27 protein-coding genes are annotated in these 26,731 nt (G+C 71.4%); 12 read left to right on the top strand and 15 right to left on the bottom strand.

What is annotated here, in order from left to right:
• Positions 1–79 precede the first annotated feature (79 nt).
• Positions 80–1,300, bottom strand: coding sequence for an MFS transporter (locus ACOJV7_RS05160; protein WP_420189072.1), 1,221 nt, complete (start codon positions 1,298–1,300; stop codon positions 80–82).
• Positions 1,301–1,396: 96 nt separating this feature from the next.
• Between ACOJV7_RS05160 and ACOJV7_RS05155 the strand changes: the two genes are divergently transcribed.
• Positions 1,397–1,876 (top strand): MarR family winged helix-turn-helix transcriptional regulator, encoded by a 480-nt coding sequence (locus ACOJV7_RS05155; RefSeq protein ID WP_420189071.1) that lies wholly within the window; start codon positions 1,397–1,399, stop codon positions 1,874–1,876.
• Positions 1,877–1,987: 111 nt separating this feature from the next.
• Here ACOJV7_RS05155 and acs read toward each other — a convergent pair whose 3' ends face one another.
• The gene (acs, locus tag ACOJV7_RS05150) at positions 1,988–3,952 is read right to left on the bottom strand and encodes an acetate--CoA ligase (RefSeq protein ID WP_420189070.1); all 1,965 of its coding nucleotides are present in this window, start codon (positions 3,950–3,952) and stop codon (positions 1,988–1,990) included.
• A 276-nt stretch (positions 3,953–4,228) separates the two neighbouring features.
• Between acs and ACOJV7_RS05145 the strand changes: the two genes are divergently transcribed.
• Entirely contained in the window at positions 4,229–5,098 is an 870-nt protein-coding gene (locus ACOJV7_RS05145) for a hypothetical protein (RefSeq protein WP_420189069.1), read from the top strand.
• Positions 5,099–5,145: 47 nt separating this feature from the next.
• Here ACOJV7_RS05145 and ACOJV7_RS05140 read toward each other — a convergent pair whose 3' ends face one another.
• Both ACOJV7_RS05140 and ACOJV7_RS05135 read right to left on the bottom strand, forming a co-directional pair.
• Positions 5,146–5,835, bottom strand: coding sequence for a hypothetical protein (locus ACOJV7_RS05140; RefSeq protein WP_420189068.1), 690 nt, complete (start codon positions 5,833–5,835; stop codon positions 5,146–5,148).
• A 167-nt stretch (positions 5,836–6,002) separates the two neighbouring features.
• The gene (locus ACOJV7_RS05135) at positions 6,003–6,584 is read right to left on the bottom strand and encodes a DUF6318 family protein (protein WP_420189067.1); all 582 of its coding nucleotides are present in this window, start codon (positions 6,582–6,584) and stop codon (positions 6,003–6,005) included.
• 280 nt (positions 6,585–6,864) lie between these two features.
• Between ACOJV7_RS05135 and ACOJV7_RS05130 the strand changes: the two genes are divergently transcribed.
• A complete protein-coding gene (locus ACOJV7_RS05130) occupies positions 6,865–7,776 on the top strand; it encodes a phenylalanine 4-monooxygenase (protein ID WP_420189066.1) in 912 nt (303 codons plus the stop codon).
• Positions 7,777–7,907: 131 nt separating this feature from the next.
• Here ACOJV7_RS05130 and ACOJV7_RS05125 read toward each other — a convergent pair whose 3' ends face one another.
• The 3 genes from ACOJV7_RS05125 to ACOJV7_RS05115 form a co-directional block, all read right to left on the bottom strand.
• The gene (locus tag ACOJV7_RS05125; protein WP_420189065.1) at positions 7,908–8,444 is read right to left on the bottom strand and encodes an AMIN-like domain-containing (lipo)protein; all 537 of its coding nucleotides are present in this window, start codon (positions 8,442–8,444) and stop codon (positions 7,908–7,910) included.
• Positions 8,445–8,765: 321 nt separating this feature from the next.
• Positions 8,766–10,421: a solute symporter family protein gene (locus ACOJV7_RS05120; RefSeq protein ID WP_420189064.1), complete on the bottom strand. Its 1,656-nt coding sequence runs from the start codon at positions 10,419–10,421 to the stop codon at positions 8,766–8,768.
• Positions 10,422–10,424: 3 nt separating this feature from the next.
• A complete protein-coding gene (locus tag ACOJV7_RS05115; RefSeq protein WP_420189063.1) occupies positions 10,425–10,766 on the bottom strand; it encodes a DUF485 domain-containing protein in 342 nt (113 codons plus the stop codon).
• Positions 10,767–11,053: 287 nt separating this feature from the next.
• Here ACOJV7_RS05115 and ACOJV7_RS05110 point away from each other — a divergent pair, with 287 nt between their 5' ends.
• Positions 11,054–11,548 (top strand): GNAT family N-acetyltransferase, encoded by a 495-nt coding sequence (locus ACOJV7_RS05110; protein ID WP_420189062.1) that lies wholly within the window; start codon positions 11,054–11,056, stop codon positions 11,546–11,548.
• Here ACOJV7_RS05110 and ACOJV7_RS05105 read toward each other — a convergent pair.
• Positions 11,541–12,065 carry a TetR/AcrR family transcriptional regulator gene (locus ACOJV7_RS05105; RefSeq protein WP_420189061.1) on the bottom strand — a complete coding sequence of 175 codons (525 nt, stop codon included), beginning with the start codon at positions 12,063–12,065 and terminating at the stop codon, positions 11,541–11,543. The two genes, ACOJV7_RS05110 and ACOJV7_RS05105, sit on opposite strands and share 8 nt — an antisense overlap.
• A complete protein-coding gene (locus tag ACOJV7_RS05100; protein WP_420189060.1) occupies positions 12,062–12,595 on the bottom strand; it encodes an SRPBCC family protein in 534 nt (177 codons plus the stop codon). The genes ACOJV7_RS05105 and ACOJV7_RS05100 overlap by 4 nt, the downstream gene beginning before the upstream one ends.
• 105 nt (positions 12,596–12,700) lie before the next feature.
• Here ACOJV7_RS05100 and tdh point away from each other — a divergent pair, with 105 nt between their 5' ends.
• The 5 genes from tdh (at position 12,701) to ACOJV7_RS05075 (ending at position 17,025) form a co-directional block, all read left to right on the top strand.
• Complete coding sequence (gene tdh / locus ACOJV7_RS05095; RefSeq protein WP_420189059.1) at positions 12,701–13,741, top strand: L-threonine 3-dehydrogenase; 1,041 nt, start codon at positions 12,701–12,703, stop codon at positions 13,739–13,741.
• A gap of 103 nt (positions 13,742–13,844) precedes the next feature.
• On the top strand, positions 13,845–15,014 hold the full coding sequence (locus ACOJV7_RS05090; protein WP_420189058.1) for a sensor histidine kinase: 1,170 nt from the start codon (positions 13,845–13,847) through the stop codon (positions 15,012–15,014).
• Entirely contained in the window at positions 15,011–15,685 is a 675-nt protein-coding gene (locus tag ACOJV7_RS05085) for a response regulator (protein WP_420189057.1), read from the top strand. Before ACOJV7_RS05090 ends, ACOJV7_RS05085 begins: the two co-directional genes overlap by 4 nt.
• A gap of 106 nt (positions 15,686–15,791) precedes the next feature.
• Entirely contained in the window at positions 15,792–16,076 is a 285-nt protein-coding gene (locus ACOJV7_RS05080; protein ID WP_420189056.1) for an SHOCT domain-containing protein, read from the top strand.
• Between the two features lie 106 nt (positions 16,077–16,182).
• Positions 16,183–17,025: a peptidoglycan-binding domain-containing protein gene (locus tag ACOJV7_RS05075; RefSeq protein WP_420189055.1), complete on the top strand. Its 843-nt coding sequence runs from the start codon at positions 16,183–16,185 to the stop codon at positions 17,023–17,025.
• On the opposite strand, the gene ACOJV7_RS05070 is transcribed toward ACOJV7_RS05075, so the two are convergent.
• Positions 17,003–18,586, bottom strand: coding sequence for an ABC-F family ATP-binding cassette domain-containing protein (locus ACOJV7_RS05070; RefSeq protein WP_420189054.1), 1,584 nt, complete (start codon positions 18,584–18,586; stop codon positions 17,003–17,005). The genes ACOJV7_RS05075 and ACOJV7_RS05070 overlap by 23 nt on opposite strands.
• A gap of 161 nt (positions 18,587–18,747) precedes the next feature.
• Positions 18,748–19,185 (bottom strand): DUF732 domain-containing protein, encoded by a 438-nt coding sequence (locus tag ACOJV7_RS05065; RefSeq protein ID WP_420189053.1) that lies wholly within the window; start codon positions 19,183–19,185, stop codon positions 18,748–18,750.
• 104 nt (positions 19,186–19,289) lie between these two features.
• Between ACOJV7_RS05065 and ACOJV7_RS05060 the strand changes: the two genes are divergently transcribed.
• On the top strand, positions 19,290–20,483 hold the full coding sequence (locus ACOJV7_RS05060; protein WP_420189052.1) for a glycine C-acetyltransferase: 1,194 nt from the start codon (positions 19,290–19,292) through the stop codon (positions 20,481–20,483).
• 90 nt (positions 20,484–20,573) lie between these two features.
• Here ACOJV7_RS05060 and ACOJV7_RS05055 read toward each other — a convergent pair whose 3' ends face one another.
• From ACOJV7_RS05055 to ACOJV7_RS05040, 4 genes are all read right to left on the bottom strand, one after another.
• Entirely contained in the window at positions 20,574–22,106 is a 1,533-nt protein-coding gene (locus tag ACOJV7_RS05055; RefSeq protein WP_420189051.1) for a sodium/solute symporter, read from the bottom strand.
• The gene (locus tag ACOJV7_RS05050) at positions 22,099–22,521 is read right to left on the bottom strand and encodes a DUF485 domain-containing protein (protein WP_420189050.1); all 423 of its coding nucleotides are present in this window, start codon (positions 22,519–22,521) and stop codon (positions 22,099–22,101) included. Before ACOJV7_RS05050 ends, ACOJV7_RS05055 begins: the two co-directional genes overlap by 8 nt.
• Positions 22,518–23,348 (bottom strand): LytR/AlgR family response regulator transcription factor, encoded by an 831-nt coding sequence (locus ACOJV7_RS05045; RefSeq protein ID WP_420189049.1) that lies wholly within the window; start codon positions 23,346–23,348, stop codon positions 22,518–22,520. Before ACOJV7_RS05045 ends, ACOJV7_RS05050 begins: the two co-directional genes overlap by 4 nt.
• A 72-nt stretch (positions 23,349–23,420) precedes the next feature.
• A complete protein-coding gene (locus ACOJV7_RS05040; RefSeq protein WP_420189048.1) occupies positions 23,421–24,614 on the bottom strand; it encodes a sensor histidine kinase in 1,194 nt (397 codons plus the stop codon).
• A gap of 76 nt (positions 24,615–24,690) precedes the next feature.
• On the opposite strand from ACOJV7_RS05040, the gene ACOJV7_RS05035 reads away from it, so the two are divergent.
• Positions 24,691–25,500 carry a thioesterase family protein gene (locus tag ACOJV7_RS05035; RefSeq protein ID WP_420189047.1) on the top strand — a complete coding sequence of 270 codons (810 nt, stop codon included), beginning with the start codon at positions 24,691–24,693 and terminating at the stop codon, positions 25,498–25,500.
• An 11-nt stretch (positions 25,501–25,511) separates the two neighbouring features.
• Positions 25,512–26,366 (top strand): Fic family protein, encoded by an 855-nt coding sequence (locus tag ACOJV7_RS05030; protein ID WP_420189046.1) that lies wholly within the window; start codon positions 25,512–25,514, stop codon positions 26,364–26,366.
• Positions 26,367–26,731: the final 365 nt, after the last annotated feature.

Here is a 26,731-nt window from a genome sequence, read left to right as displayed (position 1 = left end):
GCGTCGTTGCCGACCAGACTTCCCGGCTCACCTGGTGTCCAGTCTATCGGCCGGCGGCCCTCCGCTCTGACGGCCGCGCTCAGCTCCGCAGCCGCTCCGCGACGAGCAGAGTGACGAGGGCGGCGGCGGCCATGGCGGCGCCCGCCCAGATCGTCGAGACGTAGCCGAGTCCCGCCGCGATGGTCACACCGCCGAGCCACGCGCCGAGGGCGTTGCCGACGTTGAAGGCGGCGATGTTGGCTCCGCTGGCGAGCGTCGGTGCGGAGCCGGCATACGACATGATTCGCAGCTGGAGACCCGGGACGGTCGCGAACCCGAAGGCGCCCATGAGGACGAGCGAGACCATCGTAAGGACCTGCGACCCGGCGGTGAGGGCGAACCCGACCATGACGACGGTGAGGGCGGCGAGGACGACGACCAGGGTGCGCGGGACCGACCGGTTGGCCGCGCGGCCGCCGAGGAGGTTGCCGACGAAGAGGCCGACGCCGAAGAGGATGAGCAGCCATGGCACGGAGCTGCTGGCGAATCCGGACACCTCGGTGAGCGTGAACGCGATGTAGGTGAACGCGCCGAACATCCCGCCGAAGCCGAGGACCGTGACGAGCAGCGAGAACCACACCTGCCGGTTGGCGAAGGCGGACAGCTCGTGGCGTATGCCGGCCGGCTGGCTCTCGTCGGCCGTCCCGGCGTCGTTGACCGAGGCGGGGACGAGGGTGGCGAGCGCGACGAGGGCGAGCACGCCGATCACGGTGATGGCCCAGAAGGTCGAGCGCCACCCGAAGGCCTGCCCGAGCAGCGTGCCGAGCGGGACGCCGAGGACGTTGGCCGTCGTGAGTCCGGCGAACATGAGGGCGATGGCGCTCGCGGCCTTCTCCTTGCTGACGAGGCCGGCCGCGACGACGGAGCCGATGCCGAAGAAGGCGCCGTGGCAGAGCGCGGCGATGACGCGGCCGGCCATCATCACGGCGTAGGACGTGCCCACCGCCGAGAGAAGGTTGCCGACGATGAAGAGCACCATGAGGCCGAGCAGGACCTGCTTGCGGGGCAGTCGGGCGGCGGCGAGCGTGAGGGCCACGCCGCCGACGGCGACGCTGAGGGCATAGCCGGAGATGAACCAGCCGGCGGCGGTCTCGCTGACGGCGAAGTCGCGGGCGACCTCAGGGAGGAGCCCGGCGATGACGAACTCGGTGAGCCCGATGCCGAACCCGCCGACGGCGAGGGCGAGCAGACCGAGCGGAAGTCGTGACGAGGTCGGCGCCGAGGCGTCGGAGCGGGTGGGCGAAGCGAGGGTGGTGGCCACCGGCTGATCCTTCCTGATGGAGATATAGCGCGTGTGCAACTACCGGTGGAACGTTAGTTGCATGCGCGGGATATTGCAAAACGCTATGATGGGCTCATGGGTATCTCCGACGACGCCGTGCAGGTCCGGTCGCAGGGCTGGCGACGGCTGGCCGCCCTGCACCAGCTCATCGAGTCCGCGCTCGAGCGGGCACTGCAGGACGGCCACGAGCTCTCGGTCGTCGAGTTCAGCGTCCTCGACTCGCTGTCGCGCCAGGACGGCTGGCACATGCGCATGTCGCAGCTGGCCCGCGCGGCGGCCCTGTCGCCGAGCGCCTCGACGCGCCTCGTCAACCGGCTCGAGCAGCGCGGGCTGCTCACCCGCATCCTCTGCGCCGACGACCGGCGGGGGATCTATACCGAACTGACGCCGGCGGGGCGTGCCCTGCTGCGCAAGGCTCGGCCGGTGCACGACCGGGCGCTCGCCTCGGCGGTCGCCGAGGCCGAGGCGACGCCCGAGCTCGCCGACCTCGTCGCCGCCCTTCCCGAGCTGAGCGGCGTCGGGGCGCGCGAGGTCGCGGGGGCTGCCGCGCCCTGACCGCGGAGGTGGGCGGCCGGCATACGTCCGTCTTATTGCGCCAGGACCACCGCGGAAGGCGGGTTTCGGCGCCTTCCCGGTGGTCCTGGGGCAATCAGTGCTGGGTGTGGGTCAGTCGGAGGAGTCCTTCGACAGGCCCTGCTGGATGAGGTTCATCACCGAGCTGTCGGCGAGGGTCGTGACGTCGCCGACCTCGCGGTTCTCGGCGACGTCCTTGAGCAGGCGGCGCATGATCTTGCCCGAGCGGGTCTTGGGGAGCTCGGGGACGACCATGATCTGGCGCGGCTTGGCGATCGGGCCGATCTCCTTGGCGACGTGGTTGCGCAGCTCCTGGACCGTCTCGTCGCCGTGGTCCTCGGCGCCGCCGCGCAGGATGACGAAGGCGACGACCGCCTGGCCGGTGGTCTCGTCGGTGGCGCCGACGACCGCGGCCTCGGCGACCGACGGATGCGACACGAGGGCCGACTCGATCTCGGCGGTCGAGAGGCGGTGACCCGAGACGTTCATGACGTCGTCGACGCGGCCGAGCAGCCAGATGTTGCCCTTGTCGTCGTACTTCGCGCCGTCGCCCGCGAAGTAGTACTTCTCGCCGAAGCGGCTCCAGTAGGTCTCCTTGTAGCGCTCCGGGTCGCCCCAGATGCCGCGGAGCATCGACGGCCACGGCTGTGTGAGCACGAGGTAGCCGACCTTGTCGGGCTCGGTGAAGGGCTGGCCCTCGTCGTCGAGGATCTCGGCGCTGATGCCGGGGATCGGGCGCTGCGCCGAGCCGGGTTCGAGCGTCGTCACGCCGGGGAGCGGGCTGATCATGATCGCGCCGGTCTCGGTCTGCCACCACGTGTCGACGATCGGGGCCTTGTCGCCACCGATGTTCTTGCGGTACCAGAGCCAGGCCTCGGGGTTGATCGGCTCCCCGACCGAGCCGAGGACACGGATGCTCGACAGGTCGAACTTCCCCGGGATGTCGGCGCCCCACTTCATGAACGTGCGGATGGCGGTCGGCGCGGTGTAGAGGATCGACACCTTGTACTTCTCGACGACCTCCCACCAGCGGCCCTGGTGCGGGGTGTCCGGGGTGCCTTCGTAGAGCACCTGCGTCGCGCCGTTGGCCAGCGGTCCGTAGACGATGTAGGAGTGGCCGGTCACCCAGCCGATGTCGGCGGTGCACCAGTAGACGTCGGTCTCCGGGTGGACGTCGTGGACCACGGCGTTCGTGTATGCCGTCTGGGTCAGGTAGCCGCCCGTCGTGTGGAAGATGCCCTTGGGCTTCCCCGTGGTGCCCGACGTGTAGAGGATGAAGAGCGGGTGCTCGGAGTCCATCGGCTCGGCCGTGTGCTCGGCGCTCTGCCCGTCGACGAGGTCGTGCCACCAGACGTCGCGGCCGTCGGTCCACTCGACGTCGGACTCGGTGCGCTTGACGACGAGGACCTTCTCGACCGGGTTGTCGCCGCCGGCGAGGGCCTCGTCGACCGCGGGCTTGAGCGGAGCAGCCTTGCCGCGACGCCACTGGCCGTCGGCGGTGACGACGACGCGGGCCTCGGCGTCGTTGATGCGGGTGCGCAGCGCCTCCGCCGAGAAGCCGCCGAAGATCACGGAGTGCGGGGCGCCGAGCCGGGCGCAGGCGAGCATCGTCGCGATGGCCTCGGGGATCATCGGCAGGTAGATCGCGACCCGGTCGCCCTTCTCGACACCGAGCTCGGTGAGGGCGTTGGCCGCGCGGCAGACGTCGTCCTTGAGCTGGGCGTAGGTGACCGTGCGGGTGTCGCCGCCCTCGCCCTCGAAGTGCAGGGCGACGCGCTCACCGTTGCCCGCCTCGACATGGCGGTCGACGCAGTTGTACGCGACGTTGAGCTCGCCACCGACGAACCACTTGGCGAAGGGAGCCTCGCTCCAGTCGAGGGTCTGGTCGAAGTCCTTGCTCCAGGCGAGGCGCTCGCGCGCCTGCTTGGCCCAGAACGCCTCGCGGTCGGCGTCGGCCTCGGTGAAGAGGTCCTCGGTGCCGACGGCCTGGGACTTCAGCTCGTCGGAGGGTGAGAGGTCGAGCTCGGCCAGGTGGCTGGAGAGGTTCTCGTCGGTCACTTCGGGCTCCTCGTCGTTGGGGGCGGAGTGCTGAACTGCGGTGGCACTGATGTCACTGGTGGCGCTACGGGTCGTGGCTGCTGGCTGCCACGCGCACTGCTCCCACCCAACCGTGTCCGCTGGTCCGCATCAACAGCGGGTGTTCCCACGTCGCCCGGAGGCGGGTGCCCTGCGCTGGGCGGTGCGACGAGCGGCGCATCCCTTGACCACTGGGCCGGTGCGACGAGCGGCACAGGTCGGGGGCTCACGAGCCTGACGCGCAGTAGCCTCGCCCGCATGAGCGAGACGACGAGCCGCCGCGCGACACGGACCGCTGCTGCGTCGAACCCGAAGGACGCGAGTGGCCCGAAGGCCTCCCGGTGGGACGTGCTGCGTCGCACGTGGCCCTGGGTCGCGGTCGTCGTGGCACTGCTGCTGTGGTGGCCCGCCGGGTATGCCGGCCGCGCCGAATGGATGCACCTGCCCCTCATGCAGATGGCTGGTGGGGTCGCGCCGGTCGCCGGTGGCGAGCTCTTCCTCGGCTCGCTGGTGGCGGCTGCCGTCGTGTCGGCACTGGTCGCCGGGCCGTGGCCGAGGTTCGGTGCCGCGGCCGGGCTCACTGCGGTGGCGTGGGTGCTCTCCGACGGGGACGTCGTCTTCGCGTCGGGGGAGCGGGTCGTGCTCGCCGCGCTCGCGGCCCTCGGGATGCTCATCGGGCTCGGCGTGGGCGCCCGCGCCCTCAAGGGGGCCGTGTCCGCCGGCGCCTTCCTCGCCCTCGTGTCCGGCCTCTCGCCGGCGACGTGGTCGCGTGGCCTGCTGCTGGCCGTCGCCGTCGCCCTGCCGTTCTGGGTCGCGAGCTCGGACAGGGTCGCGCCGACGGTCCTCGCCGTGGTGCGCGTGGTCGTGACGTGGCTCGTGGCCGTCGTCGTGTCGACGAGTCTCTGGGCCGGATTCGGTGCGTTGCGCGCCGGCCAGCTCGCGGACCCGAAGTCGGCGGCGCCTGTCGTGTGGCGCGGGTTCATCGACAACGTGCGCGAGCGCGGGCTCGAGACGGTGAAGGCCGCGCCGCAGGTCTACACGGGCTGGATCTGGGTGGCGTTGGCGCTCGCGGTCGTCCTCGTCGTCGCGGCGGCAGCACTGCGACGGCGGCGAGCCTCGGCGTCCTGACCCCACGGCCCGGGACCGTCCGACGTCGTCGGCAGTCCGGTGCGGGGTCACTGGTACAGACGTGCCTTGGCCTCGCGGACGGTGAGGGTGACGGGGGTGCCCTGGATCGTGACGGTGTCGGGGATCGTGACCCACGAGCCGCCCTCGAGCCGGAAGCGGCCGCCGTAGGTCGTGTCGACCCTCGTGTCCACCTGGCCCGCCCTGCGGTAGGTCCAGCGGATGTCGCCGGTCGGGTGCGGACCGCCGAGCGACTGGGTGGGCTCGCTGCTCGACCCGTCGCCGTAGACATAGGTGAGCGACTGCAGCACCGGCTGGATCTCGAGGCGGTAGCCGAGCAGCGCGCTGGTGTCGATCTCCTCGGGCGCGACGCCGGCCGCCGGCCAGCTGGCCTGGAAGAAGGTCGGGAGGTTGACGAGGGTGACGTTGCCGACGGGCTGGATCGTCACGCCGCCCTTGGCGAAGTCGATCTCGCGGAAGGCCTGTCGGATCATCGCCAGCGTCGGCAGGTTGCTGCCCGGCAGCTCCTGCGGGAAGCAGGTGAGACCCCACTGGCTCCACAGCCCCTGTTCGCCGGGAACGGGCGCGCCCGTCTCGCTCACGAGCCGACGGAGCACGACGGCCTGGAACTGGCCGTTGGTGCACGCGGCCGCAGCGGTCGCGCAACCCGTGCCGGAATCGTCGCCGGCCGCACAGTTGATCCGGGTCCGGTACTCCCACCGGGGTCCCGGCTTCCCCACGGCTGCCGCCGCCTCGGCCCTCGCCTTCCGGACCTCCGCTAGCGTCCGCGTGACCCTGGTTCCACCCCCCGTATGCGTCCCGGCAGTTCCTCCTGGAGCGGTGTCTGTGGGCTCGGCCATCGCCGGAGCAGACACGGTGACTCCCGCAGCCACGAGCAGCAAGCCGATCAGAGATCTTCCAAGTCGAACATTTGCCATCCCTGATTCACCCACTTCAAAGCAGCAGCCTTCTTCGCCGAAGCGGCCGGAATCTTGCTGTTGGTCTTCTTGCCCTTTTGATACAGCGGCTGCTCGGCCTCGACGAAGGTGAAGTTGACGATCACCTTGGGAGCAGTGACGTCAGTCGCGAGCGCGGGATTATCAACACGGATGCCCGACTTCTTCACGGTCCAACCGCCCTTGGCGTATTCGCTGAACAAGTCCTGCGTCTTCTTGCAGGCGATGCAGTCCTTGTCGGCGTAGTCGAACAGGTTCGGTGCGTTCTGAGGGTCGAGGAGGGCACGATTCGACAGGTCAATGTAGAACTTGAGGAAGGCGATGGCGCCGGCCTCGGTGCGGGCCTTCGCGGCGGCCGGAACGTCAGCCGCTGCGGTCGCCGGGCCCGACGGCGAGGCGCTCGCCGACGGGGACGGGGCGCTTGGGCTCGCCGACGCGGACGCCGTCGGTGTCGGTGTCGGGCTCGCGCTCTGCGTCGGCTCGTCCTCGTCGCCGCATGCGGTGAGGCCGAGGGCGACGACGGCGAGCGTCACGGCAGCGCGCTGCCAAGAAGTGTTCACGGTGAGTCCCCCACCCGTCGGTGTCACTGGCTGGAAACGAGTCTATGGAAAACGGGCTTACCCGCGACCGGAGCTGTCCACAGGGGTGGGCGGACGGCATACGACGACTCGCGTGAGACTGTGCAAAGTGCATCGCATGAGCGACGGCCCACTGGACCGAACGTGCACTCTGTGCCCAGCGTGTCCTGCAACGGTTCCGCTCTGCCCAGCATTCTGCTTCCCTGTGGTCAACACGCACACAAGGAGGTGGGCCATGTTCGAAGAAGGCCAGCTGTACTCGCCCGTGACCCGGCACGAGGACGGGACCGTCGAGGTCCACCTGAGCGACAACCACCCCGGACGCAACGACCCCGCCTACATGGCCCGACGCGGTGAGATCGCCGGCGCGGCCCTGTCCTGGACCCGCGGCGAGCCGATCCCGGTCATCGACTACACCGACGCCGAGCACGACATCTGGCGGACGGTCAGCGCGGAGCTGGCGCCGAAGCACGAGAAGTACGCGCACAGCGAGTACCTCGCCGCCAAGCACGCCCTGCGCCTGCCGACCGAGCACGTCCCGCAGCTGCACGAGGTGAGCGAGCGGCTCGAGCCGATCACCGGCTGGACCTACATCGCCGCGCCCGGACTCGTGCCGCTGCGTGACTTCTACGGCGACCTGGGCAGCCGGACGTTCAACTCGACGCAGTACCTCCGTCACGGCAGCCAGCCGCTCTACACGCCGGAGCCGGACATCATCCACGAGGTCATCGGACACGGGAACCAGCTCGCGTCACCACGATTCGCGCGGATCACCGAGGCCGCCGGCCAGGCGTCGCTGCGCCTCGAGACCGACGAGGCGATGAAGTTCGTCGCCGACGTCTTCTGGTTCTCGATGGAGTTCGGCGTCATGCGCGAGCACGGCGAGGTCAAGGCCTACGGCGCCGGGATCCTCAGCAGCTATGGCGAGATGGACGAGTTCGCACACATGGAGCTGCGCGCGCTCGACCTCGCCGACATGGGCACGCTCAACTACGACATCACGCAGTACCAGCCGGTGCTCTTCTGCGCCGACGGGCTCGACGAGCTCGAGGGTGTCGTCGGCGAGTTCTTCGAGACGGTCGACGACGACCTCGCCGCGAAGCTGCGGGCCGAGGCGGTCGAGCGCGGTCTCGTCGAGGCCGGCTGACCCCGCCGTCCCCTAGCCCGTCCGACTTCTTGCGCAGGAGCGACACCCGAGGACCTGATCGAGGTCCTCGGGTGTCGCTGTTGCGCAATCAGTCGGGTGCAGTCACCGGGTGTCGCGGGTGAGCCCGGGCGTCACCACTGGTGGGCGACGTCGATCACGAGCCGGCTCGTGCCGGTTGCGGTGTCGTTGAGGGTGAAGACCCGGAACGGCAGCCGGGCGCGCACACCGAGACCGACGGTGCTCTGACCCTCGAAGAAGCCGGCCCACTTCACGTCGCGGAAGGTCGTGAACCCGGTGACGTTGGGCATGGCCGGAGGGGTCGTCCAGCGCGTTGCGCGGTCGACGATCTGGAACTTGGCCCCACCGGCGAGCGGCACGGGGAAGCCCGAGCCGTCCTGGACGACCTGAGAGACGTAGCGGACGTCGTAGCCCGACGCCGGACCACGGTGGTCGATGACGAGCCGGTCGAAGCAGGCGTGACGGCCGGCCCGGACGGCGGTGAGGGCGGGGGAGCGGCTCACCGACGACGACTTGGCGAGCGATCCCCACGTGATGCCGCAGTAGGGGGCGGCAGAGGCACTCGTCGCGCCGACGGCGGCGGGTGCGGTGGCGGCGGCGAGGCCCACGGCGAGGGCGGCGGCGCTGCGGCGGACGATCTTGCGGTGCATGGTGTCCTCCTCGGGTTGGTGCTACCGGGAAGACGCGTATGCCGTCCTTCCCGGTTGACATGGAGAGGAGCGTTGGGTGCTCCGCCAGATACAGGCCGCCCAAGGCCCGGGTCTCGCGCACTGCGGGGACCGGCATACCGCGGGTCGGGAGCGAACGGCATTCCGCGGGTCGGGGGCAAACGGCATACGCAGCAGGGGGCGGCGACTTCGGGTGGCAAGGTCGCACCTCGCTCCACAAACGTTCCCGCCCGAAGTGCGAGGAACGCACTTCGGGCGGGAAAGGTGGGACTGCCGAGGGCAGCCCGGGTCAGGCCGAGGGGCTCAGTGGTCGAGCGCCTTCGCGACCCCGTGACCGGTGAGGGAGCGGACCTCCATCTCGGCGTACTTCTGCGCGTTGTACTCCGAGCTCGTCACGGTGCCGAGCCAGCCGAGGAAGAAGGCCAGCGGGATCGTCACGAGCCCCGGGTTGTCGAGCGGGAACCACGAGAAGTCGATGTCGGGGTTCGTGATCATCGACGGGCTCACGGTGGTGCCGGGGAGCGGGGCCTTGCCCGACACGACCGGGCTGAAGATGATGAGCCCGATCGTCGAGATGAGACCGCCGTAGATCGACCACAGCGCCCCGCGGGTGTTGAACCGCTTCCAGAACAGCGAGTAGAGGATCGTCGGCAGGTTGGCCGAGGCCGCGACCGCGAAGGCCAGCGCCACGAGGAACGCGATGTTCTGGCTCTTGGCGAACATGCCACCGAGGATGGCGATGACACCGATCGCGACAGCGGAGATGCGGGCGACCCGGACCTCGTTGTCGGAGGTGGTCTCACCCTTCTTGATGACCTCCTTGTAGATGTCGTGCGCGAAGGTCGCGCTCGCCGTGATCGTCAGACCGGCGACGACCGCGAGGATCGTCGCGAAGGCGATGCCGGAGACGATGCCGAGGAACGGGCTGCCACCCAGCTCGTAGGCGAGGAGCGGGGCGGCGGCGTTGGCCTTGCCGGGCGCCTTGTTGATCTCCTCCGCGCCGACGAGGGCGCCGGCGCCGTAGCCGACGACGAGAGTGAGCAGGTAGAACCCGCCGATGAGCCAGATGGCCCACTCGACCGACTTGCGCGCCTGCTTGCTCGTGGGCACCGTGTAGAAGCGCTGGAGCACGTGCGGGAGACCGGCGGTGCCGAGGACGAGGGCGAGCGACAGCGAGATGAAGTCGATCTTCGTCGTCGTGTTGACGCCGTACTTCACGCCCGGCTCGAGGAGCTTCTCGCCGACCTTGCTGTTGTTCTGGATCGCGGCGTCGAAGAGGCCCGAGAGGTTGAAGCCGTACTTGCCGAGGACCCAGACAGTCATGATCGCCGTGGCCGCGATGAGCAGGACGGCCTTGATGATCTGCACCCAGGTCGTGCCGCGCATGCCGCCGATGAGGACGTAGGCGATCATGACGATGCCGACGACGGCGATGACGATGTTCTGCGCGCCCTCGCCCTCGACGCCGAGGAGCAGCGACACGAGGCCACCGGCGCCGGCCATCTGGGCGAGCAGGTAGAAGAAGGACACGGCGAGCACCGAGGTGGCCGTCGCGATGCGGACCGGACGCTGCTTGAGGCGGTAGGACAGGACGTCGGCCATCGTGAGGCGGCCGGTGTTGCGCATGAGCTCGGCGACGAGCAGGAGCGCGACGAGCCAGGCGACGAGGAAGCCGATCGAGTAGAGGAAGCCGTCGTAGCCCTGGAGGGCGATGGCGCCGGCGATGCCGAGGAACGACGCGGCCGAGAGGTAGTCGCCTGCGATGGCGACACCGTTCTGGCGACCGGAGAAGCCGCCGCTCGCGGTGTAGAACTCGCCGGCGCTCTTCTTGCCGCTGGCGAGCCTGACGATGACGACGAGGGTGACGAGGACGAAGCCCGCGAAGATGGCGATGTTGAGGGCGGGGGAGCCGACCGAGGTCGCCTCGACGGGCACGGCGGCGGGGATGAGGGAGGTCATGGCTCAGTGCTCCTTCACGCCGTCGAGCTTCGCGCCGATGGCGTCCGCCAGCGGGTCGAGCTCGCGGTTGGCCCAACGGGCGTAGATGAACGTGATCGCGAACGTCGTGACGAACTGGCCGAGCCCGAACAGGAGGCCGATGTTGATGTTGCCGACGACCTTGGTCCCCATGAAGCCGGGGGCGAAGGTGGACAGCAGGACGTAGACGAAGTACCAGACGAGGAAGAAGGCGGTCATGGGGAAGACGAAGCCGCGGAACTTCCTGCGCAGCGCCTGGAACTCGTCGGTGGTCTGCATGGCGACGTAGGGGTCCTCGTCGCCACGGATGCGAGCGTCGTTGCTCACGTGCACCTCCAGTGGTGTCGGTCCCGGGCGTGCCGGGTTCGCCTCACACTGTCGAGGAGCCGGTATGCCGTGCGCGAGCCTGCCGCACCCGCCTCTCGGCAGGCGGGTGCCCGGCCTCGGTCGGTGGCGCAGGTCACGTCGCGCGGGTGCGCCCAGCGGCAGGTGAGGCGCGGCGAGCGGTCGGGGCGCGAGCGTCACGCCCTGGTGGGACGGCATACGTGCAGGTCGTCCGGGGCGTGGGGTTGGATGTGCGGGTGGAGAAGCAGGGGCCAGGGCTGGGACGGGACATGGTGCTCGTCGAAGTGCCCTTCGCGGACGAACGGGTGCAGCGGCTCGTCGAGGAGGTGCAGGCGCACTACGTCGCGATCTACGGCGGGCCGGACGAGTCGCCGGTGGACCCGCTGCAGTTCAGCGCGCCGCGGGGGGTGTTCGCCCTCGGGCTGCTGGGTGACGAGCCGGTGGCGATGGGCGGCTGGCGGTGGCGGCCCGAGCTCGACGAGCGCTTCGACGGGGACCGGGTGGCCGAGGTCAAGCGGATGTTCGTGTCGACGCCGGTGCGCGGGCGCGGCTTCGCGCGGCGGCTCCTGGCGCACCTCGAGTCGACGGGCGCCCAGGTCGGGGTGCAACGCCTCGTGCTCGAGACGGGGACCATGCAGCCCGACGCGATCGCGCTCTACGAGGCGTCCGGCTACGAGCGGGTGGAGCCGTTCGGGCACTACGCGAACTCGCCCTACGTGCGGTGCTTCGGCAAGCACCTTGGGAAGGGCGCCGGCCTCAGCTGAAGTGGGTGACGAGCTCGCGCCACGTGGCCTCGGGTGCGGTGCCGGTCGGGAAGCGCCCGTCGAGCTCGAGGACGACCATGCCGTGGACCGCGGCCCAGAGCGCCTGTGCCCGGTGCGGTTCGCCGGTCGCCTCGAAGAACGGGCTGCCCGACCACTCCTCGAGTCCCGGCGGCAGGGCCTGGCGGTCGAGCCATCCGCTCGTCGCGAGCCGGTAGAGCTGCGGGTTGTCGGCGGCGACGTCGCGGTAGCGACGGACGAGCGTCGAGACGGTCGTCACGGGTCGCACCGCCTCGCCGAACTCCTTGAGCGCCAGGGCGATGAGCTGGGTGCGGAGCGCGTCCTTGCTCGCGAAGTGCTTGTAGAGCGAGGGCGCCGCGATGCCGAGCTCATCGGCGAGCGTGCGCATCGTCAGGGTCTGCCAGCCCTCGCGCTCGAGGACCGCGCGGGCGGCCGCGAGCACCTCGCGCGCGCGTGCTGTCAGCAGGCGCGCGGGGTCCAGCTCGGGAGGGCAGGTCACCGGCCGAGGGTAGCGCCGGCCTCGGTGCGGTCCCGGAGCGCGTCGTTCATCGCGGCGAAGTCGTCACCCACGTCGATCGCGCCTCCGAGGAACGGAACGAGGACGCCGGCGAAACGCTCGCTCTGGGTGAGGCGGGTGCCGACCGTCCCGTCCGGGAGGGTCAGTGCCTCGAGCGTGAAGGCGTGCTCGCCGTCGAGAAGACCTGGAACGAGCACCCGCCCGAGCCAGCGCAGCTCGCGCCCGGGGTCGGCCGCGAGAACGCTCGGGGTGAACGTCATCACGCTGCCCCTCGCCGGCGTGATGGTGACCGTCAGCCGGCCGCCGGTCTCGACCGGTCCGCTCACCTCGCGGATGAAGGGGTTCCACTGCCCGTATGCCGTGAAGTCGGTGAGCGTCGCCCACACCTCGTCGGGTGTGGCGGCGATGTCGACGGACCGCTCGACCCGGTGCTCGCGGTGGAGCAGGGCGGCGGCCAGCCCCGCGACGCCGAGGACGGCGGTGGCGACGAGGGCGATGCGTCGGACGGACATGTTCTCTCCTGGTGTGGGGATAGCCTTCGGTGGCATGGGCTAACGTTGTTAGCCCCGCTTTAGGCTAACAACGTTAGCCGCGCAAGGGGCGGCATGATGGGCGCCGTGCGCGCCCTCGTGAAGACCAGTGCCGGTCCCGGACTCGAGCTCGTCGACGTCCCCGAGCCGGAGTGCGGTGAGTCCGACGTCAAGATCCGGGTGCTGCGGGCCGGGCTCTGCGGGACCGACCTCCACCTCGAGCAGTGGGACGACTGGGCGGCCTCGGTCGTCAATGCCCCGATGACGATCGGGCACGAGTTCTACGGCGAGGTCGTCGAGGTCGGCTCGCTCGTCGACCACGTCGCGGTGGGGGACCGCGTCTCGGGCGAGGGCCACCTCATCTGCGGCAACTGCCGCAACTGCCGCGCCGGCCGTCGCCACCTCTGCATCAAGACCGTCGGCGTGGGGGTCAACCGCGACGGCGCCTTCGCCGACTACGTCGTCATCCCGGCGATGAACGCCTGGGTGCAGCCCGCCGACCTCGACCCCGACCTCGGCGCGATCTTCGACCCGCTCGGCAACGCGACGCACACGACGCTGCAGTGGCCGGTCATCGGCGAGGACGTCGTCGTCACCGGCGCCGGGCCGATCGGCGTCATGGCCGTCGCGATCGCGCGTCACGCCGGCGCGCGCCGGATCGCGGTCACCGACATGTCTCCCTCGCGGCTCGAGCTCGCGCGCGGTGCCGGCGCCGACCTCTGTGTCGACGTGTCGCAGGGGCAGGACCTCGCCTGGGCCCAGAAGGAGCTCGGGATGCTCGAGGGCTTCGACATCGGCCTCGAGATGTCCGGCGCGCCCAAGGCCGTCGAGGACATGCTCGCGAACCTCAACCACGGAGCCCGGGTTGCGATGCTCGGCCTGCCCAAGGACCCCTACCCGATCGACTGGGGCCGGGTCATCACGCACATGATCACCATCCGCGGGATCTATGGCCGCGAGATGTTCGAGACCTGGTACCTCATGGGCTCGATGCTCGCGACGAGCCCGGAGCTGCGGCAGGCCGTGCAGTCGGTCATCACCCACCGCTTCCCGGCGGAGGAGTGGGCCAAGGGCTTCGAGGTGGCGCGCTCCGGCGAGTGCGGCAAGGTCGTCCTCGACTGGAGCTGAGCTCCCCGCGCGAGGTGACGGGACGGCATACGACGTCGGGAGTATGCCGTCCGCCTCCCGCCGAGGGCCGCTCCCGACCGCGACCGGTCCCTAGGCTGGCTCCATGCCGTGGGACCGCGACGCCGAGCGATGGGGTCCGCCGCGCCGGGTGCCACCGGGGGCATGGGTCGTCGGACCGGTCGTCGTGGCGCTCCTCCAGGTCGTCGGCAGCCTCGGAGCCTCGCGCGGACAGCCCGCGGCCCGCGACATCGACGCCCTCGGGGTGGCGCTGCTCCTCGTCGGCCCCGTGGCGCTCGCGCTCTCGCGCCGTTGGGCGGTGCCGTGCCTGGTCGTGTCCGGGCTCGCCGTCGCGGTGTGGCTCGCGCTCGGCTACCCCTACGGCCCCGTCTTCGCCGCGTATGCCGTGCTCACCGTCGTCGTCATCGCCCGCGGGGGTCGGTGGGTCGCCTGGTCCGTGGCCGGGATGGTCGTCGCCGGTCAGGCCCTGCGTGGCTGGGCGGCGCCCGGGACCGGATGGTCGTGGGCGGGCACGGCTGGTCTGCTCGCCTGGCTGCTCGTGGCGCTTGCGGTGGCCGAGGTCGTGCGGGGCCGGCGCGACCGGATGGTGGCGACCATCGCCGCGCGTCGCGAGGAGAGGCGACGGCGCGAGGGCGAGGAGCGCCTGCTCATCGCACAGGAGCTCCACGACGTCGTCGCCCACCACATGTCGCTCATCAACGTGCAGGCCGGTGTCGCCCTCCACCTCGCCGAGCGCCGGCCCGAGAGCGTCGAGCCCGCGCTGCGCGCGATCCGCGACGCGAGCAGCGAGGGGCTGGCCGAGCTCCGCTCGCTCGTCGACGTCCTGCGTGCCGACCACACCCCGGCGCCGCGCACCCCCGCCGTGCGGCTCGCCAGGCTCGGCGACCTCGTCGAACGCAGCCGCGTGGCCGGGCTCGAGGTCACCGTCGACCGGACCGGGAGCGTGGGTGAGGTGCCGGCGGCGGTGGACCTCGCGGCATACCGGATCGTCCAGGAGGCGATCACGAACGTCGTCCGGCACGCGCACGCGCGCCGGGCGACGGTCTCGCTCGACCACGGCGCCGACGCGCTCACCGTCGTCGTCGAGGACGACGGACGTGGTGCGGACCTCGACCGGGTCGCGGAGGGCGACGGGCTCGTCGGGATGCGCGAGCGAGCGAGGGCACTGGGTGGCAGCGTGGACCTCGACAGGTCGCCGCTGGGTGGGCTGCGGGTGACCGCCAGCGTGCCTGTGCGAGAGGGCAGCTCGACATGATCAGGGTGGTCCTCGCCGACGACCAAGTGCTGCTCCGCGCCGGCCTGCGGGCACTCCTCGACGCCGAGGACGACATCGAGGTCGTCGGCGAGGCGGGTGACGGGGCGGAGGCGGTGACGTTGGTGGAGGCGCTCGCCCCGGACGTCGTCCTCATGGACATCCGGATGCCCGGGACCGACGGGCTGGAGGCGACGCGCCTCATCGCCGCCGACGACGCGATGGCAGCGACGCGGGTCGTCATCCTCACGACCTTCGACCTCGATGAGTACGTCTTCGAGGCGGTGCGGATCGGGGCCAGCGGGTTCCTCGTCAAGGACGCCGAACCCACCGAGCTGCTGCGTGGCGTGCGAGCGGTTGCGGGTGGTGACGCACTGCTCAGCCCGGGCGTGACGCGGCGGCTCATCGGGGAGTTCGCCTCTCGCAGCCGCGACACCAGCGCGCCCGCGTCGCGCGAGCTCTCGCGGCTCACGGAGCGTGAGCGCGAGATCGTCGGCCTCGTCGGCGAGGGCCTCAGCAACGACGAGATCGCTGCCCGCCTCGTGGTGTCGCCGGCGACCGCCAAGACCCATGTGAGCCGGGCGATGGTCAAGCTCCACGCGCGCGACCGGGCGCAGCTCGTCGTGCTCGCCTACGAGTCAGGGCTGGTGCGGCCCGGCTGGACCCGGGACTGACGTACCTCCGGGGGAGGCCCGCGGGTGCCGCCCTGTGTGGGATTCGCCGGGGCTCCCCGGCGCGAAGGATCGGTGGAGTCAGCAACCCCCGAACCCAGGAGCCGTCATGAGCACCGTCCTCACCACCGCAGCAGCACTGCCCGTCCACGACGGGCGATGGGACGGACCCGGTCCGTGGTGGCCGATCTTCCCGTTCCTCTGGCTGCTCGTCATCGTCGGCGTCATCGTGGCTCTGCGCTTCACCGGGATGCGCCGCTGGCGTCGCCTCCACGCGGCCGACGGGATCCGCGCCGGCGAGGCTCGCCTGGCCGAGCGGTTCGCGGCCGGCGAGATCGACGAGCAGGAGTACGAGGCGCGTCGGGCCGTCCTCCGCCGGGGACAGCCGACCTGAGCCGTCCACCCGGCCACCCGTCAGGGTCGTGTATCTGGCGGGTGCCGGTGGGACTCTTGTAGGGCGGAGACCTCCAGCCGCGGAGGTCGAGGACGCAGGAGGGCTCATGAACGTCACGCCGTGGAGGACGACCTCGTCCGGAGCCGTGTCAGCGGCCGTCAAGGGGATCCAGTACCTGCTGCGGGCCCGTGGGCACGCCGTTGCGGCCGACGGCTCGTTCGGTCCGGCGACTCGGACCGCTGTCCGTGCCTTCCAGACGGCCTCGGGACTCGCGGTGGACGGCATCGTGGGACCCAACACATGGACGCGCCTGGTCGTCCCCACGAGCTCGGGCTCGACGGGAGACGCGGTCCGAGCGGTCCAGCAGTTCGGCCTGGTCTCCTCACCCGGCCTCGACCCGCTCGTCGTCGACGGGTCCTACGGGCCGCTCACGCGTGAGCGGGTCACCGAGGTCCAGCGACAGTGGGGCCTGACTCAGGACGGCGCCTCGGGCGAGGAGACGTGGTCCTTCCTCAGCACGTTCAGCCCCGGGCCGCGACCGTGGCCACTCGTCAAGCAGGGCGCGACCCAGGCGAGCAACTGGAGGGTGCGCGCGGCCCAGCACCTGCTGCGGGCGAAGGGGGCGACGATCACCGCCGACGGCAGCTTCGGGCCGGCGAGCGGCAACGCCATCCGGACCTTCCAGCAGTCGCTGCGTGCGACGTTCATCTCGACCACCGTCGGCCAGCTCGACTGGCCCGCGCTCATCGTGACGATCCGACCGGGCGACACGGGCGAGGCCGTGAGGGCTGCCCAGACCCTGCTCCCGGGTGGCCTTGCGGTCGACGGCTCCTTCGGACCGGCGACCGAGGCGGCCGTGCGCGACTTCCAGTCGATGTTCGTGCCGCCGGCCGACGGCATCGTGGGGCCGCACACGTGGCGCGTGCTCACCCAGCCTCTCTTCGAGTGAGCTCGACCCGACGGGTGATGCCGACCCGTTCGAGGAACGCCTCGTCGTGACTGACGACGACGAGCGCCCCCCGGTGGTTGGCGAGGGCGCTGACGAGCTGGTCGACGCTCGCGAGGTCGAGGTTGTTGGTCGGCTCGTCGAGCAGAAGCAGCTGAGGTGACGGCTCGGCCAGGAGCAGTGCGGCGAGAGCCGCCCGGAAGCGCTCTCCGCCGGACAGGGTGGACACGGCTCGGTCTGCTGCCCGGCCGCGGAAGAGGAAGCGTGCCAGCCGTGCGCGTCGCTCGTTCTCGCTCGTCGCGGGCGCGAACCGGGCGAGGTTGTCCACCACCGAGAGCGCGTCGTCGAGGACGTCGATGCGCTGCGGAAGCAGTCGCGCGGGCACCCTCAGGTCGACCAGCCCGGCAGACGGTGCGACGTCTCCCACGACGGTGTGGAGGAGGGTGCTCTTGCCCACGCCGTTGGGACCGACGAGCGCGACCCGCTCGGGTCCGCGGACCTCGAGGTCGACCGTGGCCCCGTTGCGCAGGACGACCTCGTCGAGGGTGAGGACGACCCGTGCGCCCGGGACCTCGGTACCCGGCAGGTCGACCTGGATGACGTCGTCGTCCCGCACGGCCTCCTCTGCGCGGGCCAGCCGCTGTTGTGCCCCGGCGAGCCGGTCCTCGTGGAGCCCGCGCTGCTTGCCCGCCGCCACCTCTGCCTTGCGCTTCCAGGCACCCATGACGATCCTCGGCTGGCCAGCGGACCTCGACACCTGCGAGCCGGACCGCTCGCGTCGCGCCAGCCTGTTGTGCGCGTCGGCCAGCTCACGACGCTGCCGCCGCACGTCAGACTCGGCCGTGCGCACGTCCCTCTCGGCTGCCTCCTGCTCACCCGCCACAGCCGCCACGTATGCCGTGAAACCGCCTCCGTGGGAGGTGATCTCGCCATGGTGGAGGTCAAGGATCTGGTCGACGTCCTCGAGCAGCCCGCTGTCGTGGCTCACGACGAGCAGGACCCCGGCGAAGGAGTCGACCGCCTGCCGGAGCCGGGCGCGGGCGGAGCGGTCGAGGTTGTTGGTGGGCTCGTCGAGGAGGAGCACGTCCGGCTCGCGCAGCAGCTCGGCGGCGAGACCGAGGAGCACCACCTCCCCGCCGGACATCTCGCCGACGTGTCGGTCGAGCCCGAGGCGCAACCCGAGGCGGTCAAGGAGGGCGGTGGCCCGCTCCTCGACGTCCCAGTCGTCACCGATCGTCTCGAAGTGGCGCTCGGCGACGTCGCCGGACTCGACGGCGCGCAGGGCCGCCCGGGTTGCGTCCATGCCCAGCACCGCGGCGACGGTGGAGTCGACGCGCAGGGTGAGGTCCTGCGCCAGGTAGCCGAGCGAGCCGGCATACCGGATCGTCCCGGACTGCGGGGTGAGGCGACCGGCGAGGAGCCGGAGGAGGGTCGACTTGCCCGACCCGTTGCGGCCGACCAGACCGAAGCGGCCCGGACCGAGCGAGAGGTCGAGGCCATCGAAGAGCGGCGACCCGTCGGGCCAGGCGAAGTGGAGGTCGGCGACGTTGAGGGACGAGGGCATGGTGGCTCCTGGGAGGGGTTGGCGAAGTCACTGAAGTGACAGGTCGGCAAGCCTCAGAGGAGCAACGTCCGGTCCGATCGTCGGGAGCAGGGCCGCGTCGACGCTCTCACGTCGTGCGCGTGGGCCGCAACGGGTTTTCGGACGCGCACGGCCGGTCGCGGTCAGCCGATGGAGGCTTGTGTCCAGGCGCCGCTCTGGGCGGTGCAGAAGTGGGTGACCGCGCCGCTCGCGAAGATCTGCTGCTGGGTTGCGTCCAGGTTCAGGGTCGTGCCGAGGTCCGCGAGGATCGCCTTGGCCGTGGGCTTGTCGGGCGTCGCCTCGAAGGTGGAGCAGACCTTCTTGGCGGCGGCCACGACCTCCTCGTCGCTGCGGTCGGCGAGCGGCGGGACGGCCTTCTTGAAGACGCCCGCCCACGTGTTGTCGGGGACGATGCCGCTGTTGCCCGGGGTGGCGGACTCGCTCGTGTCCGGGCCGGTCGAGGACGCCGACGCCGTCGGCCTGGCCGCGGTGTCGTCGGGCGACTCGGAGCCGCAGGCCGTGACGGACAGGGCCAGGGCGGCGGCAGCGAGCAGGGTCATGGGCGTGCGGCGTCGGGGCATGCCCGTGACGCTAGCCAGAGGGCGGCCGAGGCGCGACCCGGGGAGGTGGGCGAACGGCATACGCTCGGGGGTGCCCGCCACAAGCGCACAAGAAGAGGTATGCCGTGTACGGATCCGTGAAGGACGAGCTCGCCACGACGCTGACCGAGATCAAGGACGCGGGGCTGTGGAAGAGCGAGCGTGAGCTGACGACGCCGCAGTCCTCGCACGTCGGGACGAGCGGCGGTGAGGCGCTCAACTTCTGCGCGAACAACTACCTCGGGTTCGCCGACCACCCCGACGTCGTCGCGGCCTCGAAGGCCGCCCTCGACGAGTGGGGCTTCGGGATGGCGTCGGTGCGGTTCATCTGCGGGACCCAGACGCAGCACTCGAAGCTCGAGAACGCGCTGTCGGAGTTCCTCGGGACGGAGGCGACGATCCTCTACTCGTCGTGCTTCGACGCCAACGGAGGTGTCTTCGAGGTGCTCTTCGGCGCCGACGACGCCATCATCAGCGACGAGCTCAACCACGCGTCGATCATCGACGGGATCCGGCTGTCGAAGGCGGCGCGCTACCGCTACAGGAACGCCGACATGGCCGATCTGCGGGCTCAGCTCGAGGCTGCGGTCGCGGCGGGGGCGAAGCGCAAGGTCATCGTTACGGACGGCGTGTTCTCGATGGACGGGTTCTTCGCGCCGCTCGACGAGATCTGCGACCTGGCCGACGAGTTCGAGGCGATGGTGCTCGTCGACGACTCGCACGCCGTCGGGTTCGTCGGCGAGGGTGGGCGAGGGACGCCGGAGAAGTTCGGCGTCATGGACCGCGTCGACATCATCACGGGGACGCTCGGCAAGGCGCTCGGTGGGGCGTCCGGCGGCTACGTCGCCGCGCACCAGGAGATCGTCGACCTGTTGCGGCAGCGCTCGCGCCCCTACCTCTTCTCGAACTCGGTGGCACCCGGTGTCGTGGCGGGCTCGCTCAAGGCGCTGGAGCTGGTCGAGTCGTCGGCGTCGGCGCGGGATGCGTTGTCGGAGAACACCGTTCTCTTCCGGGCGCTCATGGAGGAGGCCGGGTTCGAGCTGTTGCCCGGGTCGCACCCGATCACGCCGGTGATGTTCCCCGGTGAGGACGGTGCCCGGCTCGCGGGGCAGATCGCGGACCGGATGCTCGCAGACGGCGTCTATGTCATCCCGTTCTCCTTCCCGGTGGTGCCGCGCGGCAAGGCGCGGATCCGGGTGCAGCTGTCGGCGGCGCACTCCGAGGAGGACGTGCGGCGGTGCGTCGATGCGTTCGTCGCGGCCCGGGTTGCCGTGGGCTGATCGGACGCAGCCGTGTGGTGCAGCCCCTGATGCGTGCGCCGGGGAGGTCGCCCCGCCACCTCGCTGGATTCGCTCTTGGGCCGTCCAAGCTCAGTCGGGAACGCGGGAACGGGCCAGGTGCACCCGCTCGGGGGTGTGGAGCCGCACCATGACGCGCCCGGTGTCGCGCGGCACCGAGCCCGGGGTGGCCAGCGAGACGATGACGGCCGTCGCGAAGGCGAGCGGCGTGCACCAGGCCGCCGGGTTGGCGAGCAGGGCCTCGGTCCACCCAGACGTCGGCCCGCCGAGGTAGGTCGTCACCGCGGCCGAGGTGGACGCCACCGACCCGACGACGAGGCCCGCCACGGCGCCGGCCCGGGACAGCCGCCGCCACCACACGCCGAGGATGAGCAGCGGGGCGAACGTCGCCGCTGCGAGGGAGAAGGCGAACCCGACCGTCGTCGCGATGCCGATCTGCTCGACGAACCTCGCCACGACGAACGGCACGACGACCGCCCCGACCGCAGCAAGCCGAAAGCCGCCGAACCCGAACGCGTCACCGCCGGTGAGCCGGGCCAACCGCGGCCGCAGGAACTCCTGGTGCAGCACGCCGGTCACCGACATCGCCAGCCCGGAGGCGGTTGAGAGAAGCGCCGCGAACGCCCCACCTGCGAGCATCGCCGTGAGCACGTCTCCGCCGACGCCGTCGACCACCCGACCCGGCAGCTGGATGACGATCGTGTCGGAACGCACGCCCTCGGGGAGCGACGGCAGATGCAGCCGGCCGAGGACGGCATACACGGGAGGCCAGAGGTAGAACGCTCCGAGCAGCGCGACGACCGAGACGGTCGTGCGCCGGGCCGCGACGCCGTCGGGGTTGGTGTAGAAGCGGACGAGCACGTGCGGCAGCCCCATCGTCCCCAGGCAGAGCGCGAGCATCATCGAGAAGGTGCGGTAGTAGGGGTGGTCGTCAGGGGACCGTGCGGCGAACGGCTCCCACCACCCCTCGCGCACGGTGGGCACGCCTCCGCCGGAACGCATCCAGAGCGCGAGGAGCACGAACGCAGGCACGGCGAGGCAGGTGAGCTTGATCCAGTACTGCATCGCCTGGACGAAGGTGATCGAGCGCATGCCGCCGGCGCCGACGGCCACCGCGACGACGACCGCGACGAGCAGCGACCCGACCCACTGCGGCGCACCGGTGACGAGCGCCAGCGCCAGTGCGGCCCCCTGGAACTGGGGCACGAGGTACATCCACCCGATCGCGACGACGAGCACCGCCGCGAGCCGTCGCACGAGCACCGACCCGAGCCGCGCCTCGGCGAAGTCCGGCAGCGTGTAGGCCCCCGACCGCCGCATCGGCGCCGCAACCATGACGAGGAGCACGAGGTAGCCGAGGGTGTAGCCGACGGGCAGCCACAGCAGGTCGACGCCCTGGTCGTAGATGAGCCCGGCGACGCCGAGAAAGGAAGCGGCAGAGAGGTACTCACCCGAGATGGCGCTCGCGTTGAGCCGCGGCGAGACCGTGCGGCCGGCGACGTAGAAGTCCGACGTGCGGCGCGACAGCCGCAGCCCCAGCCCGCCGACGACGACCGTCGTCACGCAGACGAGCGCGACCGCGAGGACCGAGAGCGTGTCAGACACGACTGCCCCCACCCGGCTCGGGCGAGCCCGACTCGACGATGTCGGCGAACTCGGCCTCGATCCGCTCGGCCTGCCGGACGTAGCCGCGCGCGAGCAGCCACGCCGCGGGATAGACAAGCACCCCGAGCACGACCCACGCGAGCGGCAGCCCGCCGATCGACATCGACCGGGTCGCCGGCAGCAGCGCGAGCAGGATCGGGAACCCGCCGAGCGCCAGCGCCATGAGGCCCAGCACGGTGAGCCCGAGCCGCAGCTGCGCGCGCCGCAGCCCGTCGAGGTAGACGTCGCCCAGGCCGGTCTGCTCGTCGAGGTCGCTCGCGAGCACCTGGCTGCGCGCGCGGGTCGCCGGCAGCGCCGACCGCCGCGAGCTCGTCACCCGCACCCGCGCCGGCACGCCGGAGCGCTCCGGGCTCATGCAGTCCCGTTGCCGGGTCGCCGCAGCAGGACCTCACGCAGCTCGCGGGTATGCCGTCTGCTCACCTGGAGCTCGACGTCGCCGACGGCGACCGAGCACCTCCCGTGGTCCATGCGCACCTCGGTGACGTGGGGGAGGGCGACGAGGGTGGAGCGGTGGATCCGGATGAACCCGTGCCGGCCCCAGCGCTCCTCGAGGACGGCGAGCGGAATCCGCACGAGGTGGCTGCCGTGGGCGGTGTGGAGGCGGGCGTAGTCGCCGGAGGCCTCGACCCATCGGATGGAGGAGCGCGAGACGAAGCGGGTGATCCCGCCGAGCTCGACGGGAATGGTCTCGTCCTCGGCAGGCGTGCTCTCCACGGGCGAGGTGCCCGCCGGGCCGCCCCGCCCGGCCGGGCCGGTAGTCGCGTGGGTGTCCCCCGCAACGGGGGCGGCCGGCATACCGGCCTCGTCCTGCTTGGCCACGACGCGACGCACGGCCTCCGCGAGGCGTTCCCCGCGAACCGGCTTCATGACGTAGTCGGTCGCCGCGAGGGCGAAGGCGTCGACGGCGTGCTGCTCGTGGGCGGTGACGAAGACGAGCTGCGGCGGCGAGGCGAAGCGGGCGAGGACCCGGCCGAGGGCCATGCCATCGAGGCCCGGCATCGAGATGTCGCTGAAGATGACGTCGATGTCATGGTCCTCGAGGACCTGGAGGGCCTCGGTGCCGCTCGAGGCGGTGATGACCTCGGCGATGCGGTCGTCGGAGCCGAGGAGATAGCTCACCTCGGACAGCGCAGGGAGCTCGTCGTCGACGACGAGGGCCCGGAGGCTGCCGGCAATGGCCATGCTCAGAGGATAACGAGCAGGTGGGCGTGCCGAGGCGGGTTGCTCCGGCCCGTTGGCGAGGCCCGCTCGTGCTCAGTCGCTGTGGACGCCCGGTGCGTACTTCGGCACCCGGAAGCTCACCTTGGTCCCGGCACCGACCGCGGTCTCGACGACGAGCCCGAACTCGTCGCCGTAGACCTGCCGCAGCCGGGCGTCGACGTTGCCGAGGCCGACCGAGTCGGCGCGCGACTGGCCGTCGAGGATGCGCTGCACCGACTCCGGCGACGCGCCCACCCCGTCGTCGTCGACCGAGATCTCGGCCTCGGAGCCCTGGTCCGAGGCGGTGATCGTCACGTGCCCGACGCCCTCCTTGGTGGCGAGGCCGTGGCGGACGGCGTTCTCGACGAGTGGCTGGACGGCGAGGTAGGGAACGCGCACCGGCAGCACCTCGGGTGCGACGAGCAACGAGACCTGGAGCCGCTCGCCGAACCTGGCCTGCTCGAGCACGAGGTAGCGCTCGACGTTGCGCAGCTCCTCCGCCAGCGTCGTGAACGGGCCTCCCTGACGCAGTGCGTAGCGGGTGAAGTCGGCGAACTCGAGGAGCAGCTCGCGCGCCCGCTCCGGGTCGGTGCGCACGAACGAGGCGATCGCCCCGAGCGAGTTGTAGATGAAGTGCGGGCTGATCTGGGCCCGCAGCGCCCGCAGCTCGGCCTCCATCGCTCGCGTGCGGGCGCGGCCCAGCTCGGCGACGTCGAGCTCGGCCGAGACCCAGCGGGCCAGCTCGCCGGTCGCCCGTGCCAGACCTGCGGACGCCGTCGAGGCGTATGCCGTGAGCGTCCCGACGACCCTCTCGTCGGCGAGGAGCGGTGCGGTGACGGCCGTCCGGATCGGACAGTCGGGGTCGGCGCAGGTGATGACGTCGGGTCCGAGGACGGTGGGCGCGCCCGAGGTGCGGGTGGCGCCGGCATGCTCGTGCGCCTGGTCCGCATGGTGGTCGCCGGGGCCGGTCCACGAGAGCAGCCCCGCGCTGTCGCACACCGCCACCGAGGTGGCGCCGAGGATGGCGAGGAGGTGCTTGCCGGCGCTCGACGCGGACTCGGGAGTGAGGCCGTCGGCGAGGTGGCGCGAGGCGAGCGAGGCGGTGTGGAGGGTCGAGTAGGTCACTCGGTCGACGGTGGAGAGGAACCCACGTCGCCGACCGCGACCCGCTGCCCACAACCCCAGCCCGAGGAGCACCATGGCGCCGGCCACGACGACGGCCGTGGGCACGTGGAAGGTCGGCGACATGGCGCAAGGCTAGGGCGTGGAGCGCTTGGCCACACCGGGCACGGTGTGCGGGGCCGGACGGCATACGCTCACCGTCATGAGCGAGTTCGACGACGCCCTGACCATCACCGACGGACGGGTCGAGCTCACCGACGGCTGGGTCATCGGCGAGGCGGTCAACGGCGGGCTCCTCATGTCGCTCGCGACCAAGGCCGCCTCCGACGCGCTCGACGCCGCGGGCTCGCACGCCGACCCGGTCGCGTTCAGCACGACCTTCCTCCACGCCGCGCAGCCCGGCGCGGCGACGGTCGAGACCGAGATCCTGCGCACCGGCCGCTCGTTCTCCACCGCCGAGGTGACGGTTCGGCAGGGCGAGACGGCGGCCCTGCGCCACAGCGCGACCTTCGCCGATCTCGACCGCAACAGCGAGCCGGTCCACCTCCAGGAGGCGCCGCCCGAGCTGCCCGACCCCGAGGTCTGCGCGCCGGCGGCGCGCGGGGGCTTCGCCGAGAAGATCCGGCTCCTCGACCGCCTCGACATGCGCATCGACCCGGCGACGGTCGGATGGGCGCTCGGACAGCCGGCGCGCGACGGTGAGATGCGGGCGTGGATCCGGTTCGCCGACGGGCGCGAGCCCGATGCCCTGTCGTTGCCGTTCTTCCTCGACGCGATGCCGCCGGTGACGTTCACCTTCGGCGCGCTCGGGTGGGCGCCGACCATCGCCTTCTCCGGCCACGTCCGCTCCCGTCCCGCGCCGGGCTGGCTCCGGATGCGGATCACGACGCGCAACGTCATCGGCGGGCTCTTCGAGGAGGACGCCGTCGTCTGGGACTCGCGGGGAGCCGTCGTGGCCCAGTCGCGCCAGCTCGCCGGAGTCCGTATGCCGGCCGCACCCGAGAGCGCCTGAGGCGGGTTTCGTTGTCGGACAGCACTGCCCGGATCGTCGAGTCCGTCCAGGCCCTCGCCGCACTGCCCGGCGTGGGAGAGAAGGTCGACGCCGCCCGGGAAGCCTGCACCCAGCTCCGATGGCACAACGCGCTGCGCCGCCGCATCCCCGAGGCGGCGGCCGAGTCGCGGGTCCGCGGGGCGCGTGCGAGCGGCGAGCTCGACGGTGCCCGGCTCTCGGTCGAGATCGTCCGCGACCTCATGCGGGGTGCGGTGACGTGGCACGACGACCCCGACCCCGTCGAGCAGGTCATGCGCGGCGTCATCGCGGCCACCGCCGAGACCGAGCGCCTCGGGCCGGTCGTCCTCAACGCGCCGATGCAGGCCCTCGCGCGGCTCCACACGGCCGCGGCGGCGGGGCTGGTCCCCGACTCCGAGCTCGGCCGGCCGAGGCTCGACGGCGAGGACTGCCGTGAGTTCGTCGAGATCGGCGACGCGCCACCGGCCGCACAGGCGCGCGAGCGGCTGCGCGGCATCGTCGCCGTGCTGGCGGCCGCGCCCTCGCTGCCGGTTCCGGTCGTCGCCGCCCTCGCCCACGCCGAGATCGTCACGGCGCGACCCTTCACCCGGGGCAACGGTGTCGTCGCCCGGGCCGTCGAGCGGGCCGTCATCCAGGCCGGCGGTCTCGACCCGACCGGCGTCGCGGTGCCCGAGATGGGGCACGGCACGGGAGGTGGGCCGGCCTACCTCGGTGGGCTCACGGCATACGCGCGGGGTGACGCCGCAGGCGTCGGTCTGTGGCTCACGCACTGCTGCGACGCGATCGTCGCCGGGGCCGCGGAGGGCGAGCGGATCGCAGATGCGGTCCTCGCCGGCCGCCTCACCTGAGGATTTGTCAAGTCTTGTCGTCGCTCCCGCGGGGGAGTAGACAGGGTGCATCGGGCAGGCCCGAAGGGAACCGCCCGGTCGAAGAACAACCGCGAGACACGACGGGTACCCACGCGCGGGCAGTCCACTGATGGACCGGTCCGTCCGGGCTCGACCCGGTACGACGGCGAGGAATTTGCACGCTTGGTCGCCCCGAGTGCTCGCGGCGGATGACGCCCCTCTGGTAGGGGCGTCATCGTTGCCGTCCGCCGTCGTGACTACCCGCTGACCAGATTTGTCGACTTTTGGTGGTTCGTCTTGCACGGGCACGAGCGATGGGCAACGATGGATGCATCGCTCCCCTTCGGGGTCGTAGCGAAGGGTGG

The organism is Knoellia tibetensis (genome assembly GCF_048606415.1).
GTDB classification, from domain to species: domain Bacteria; phylum Actinomycetota; class Actinomycetes; order Actinomycetales; family Dermatophilaceae; genus Knoellia; species Knoellia tibetensis.
This window is presented reverse-complemented; position numbering and strand designations above follow the sequence as displayed.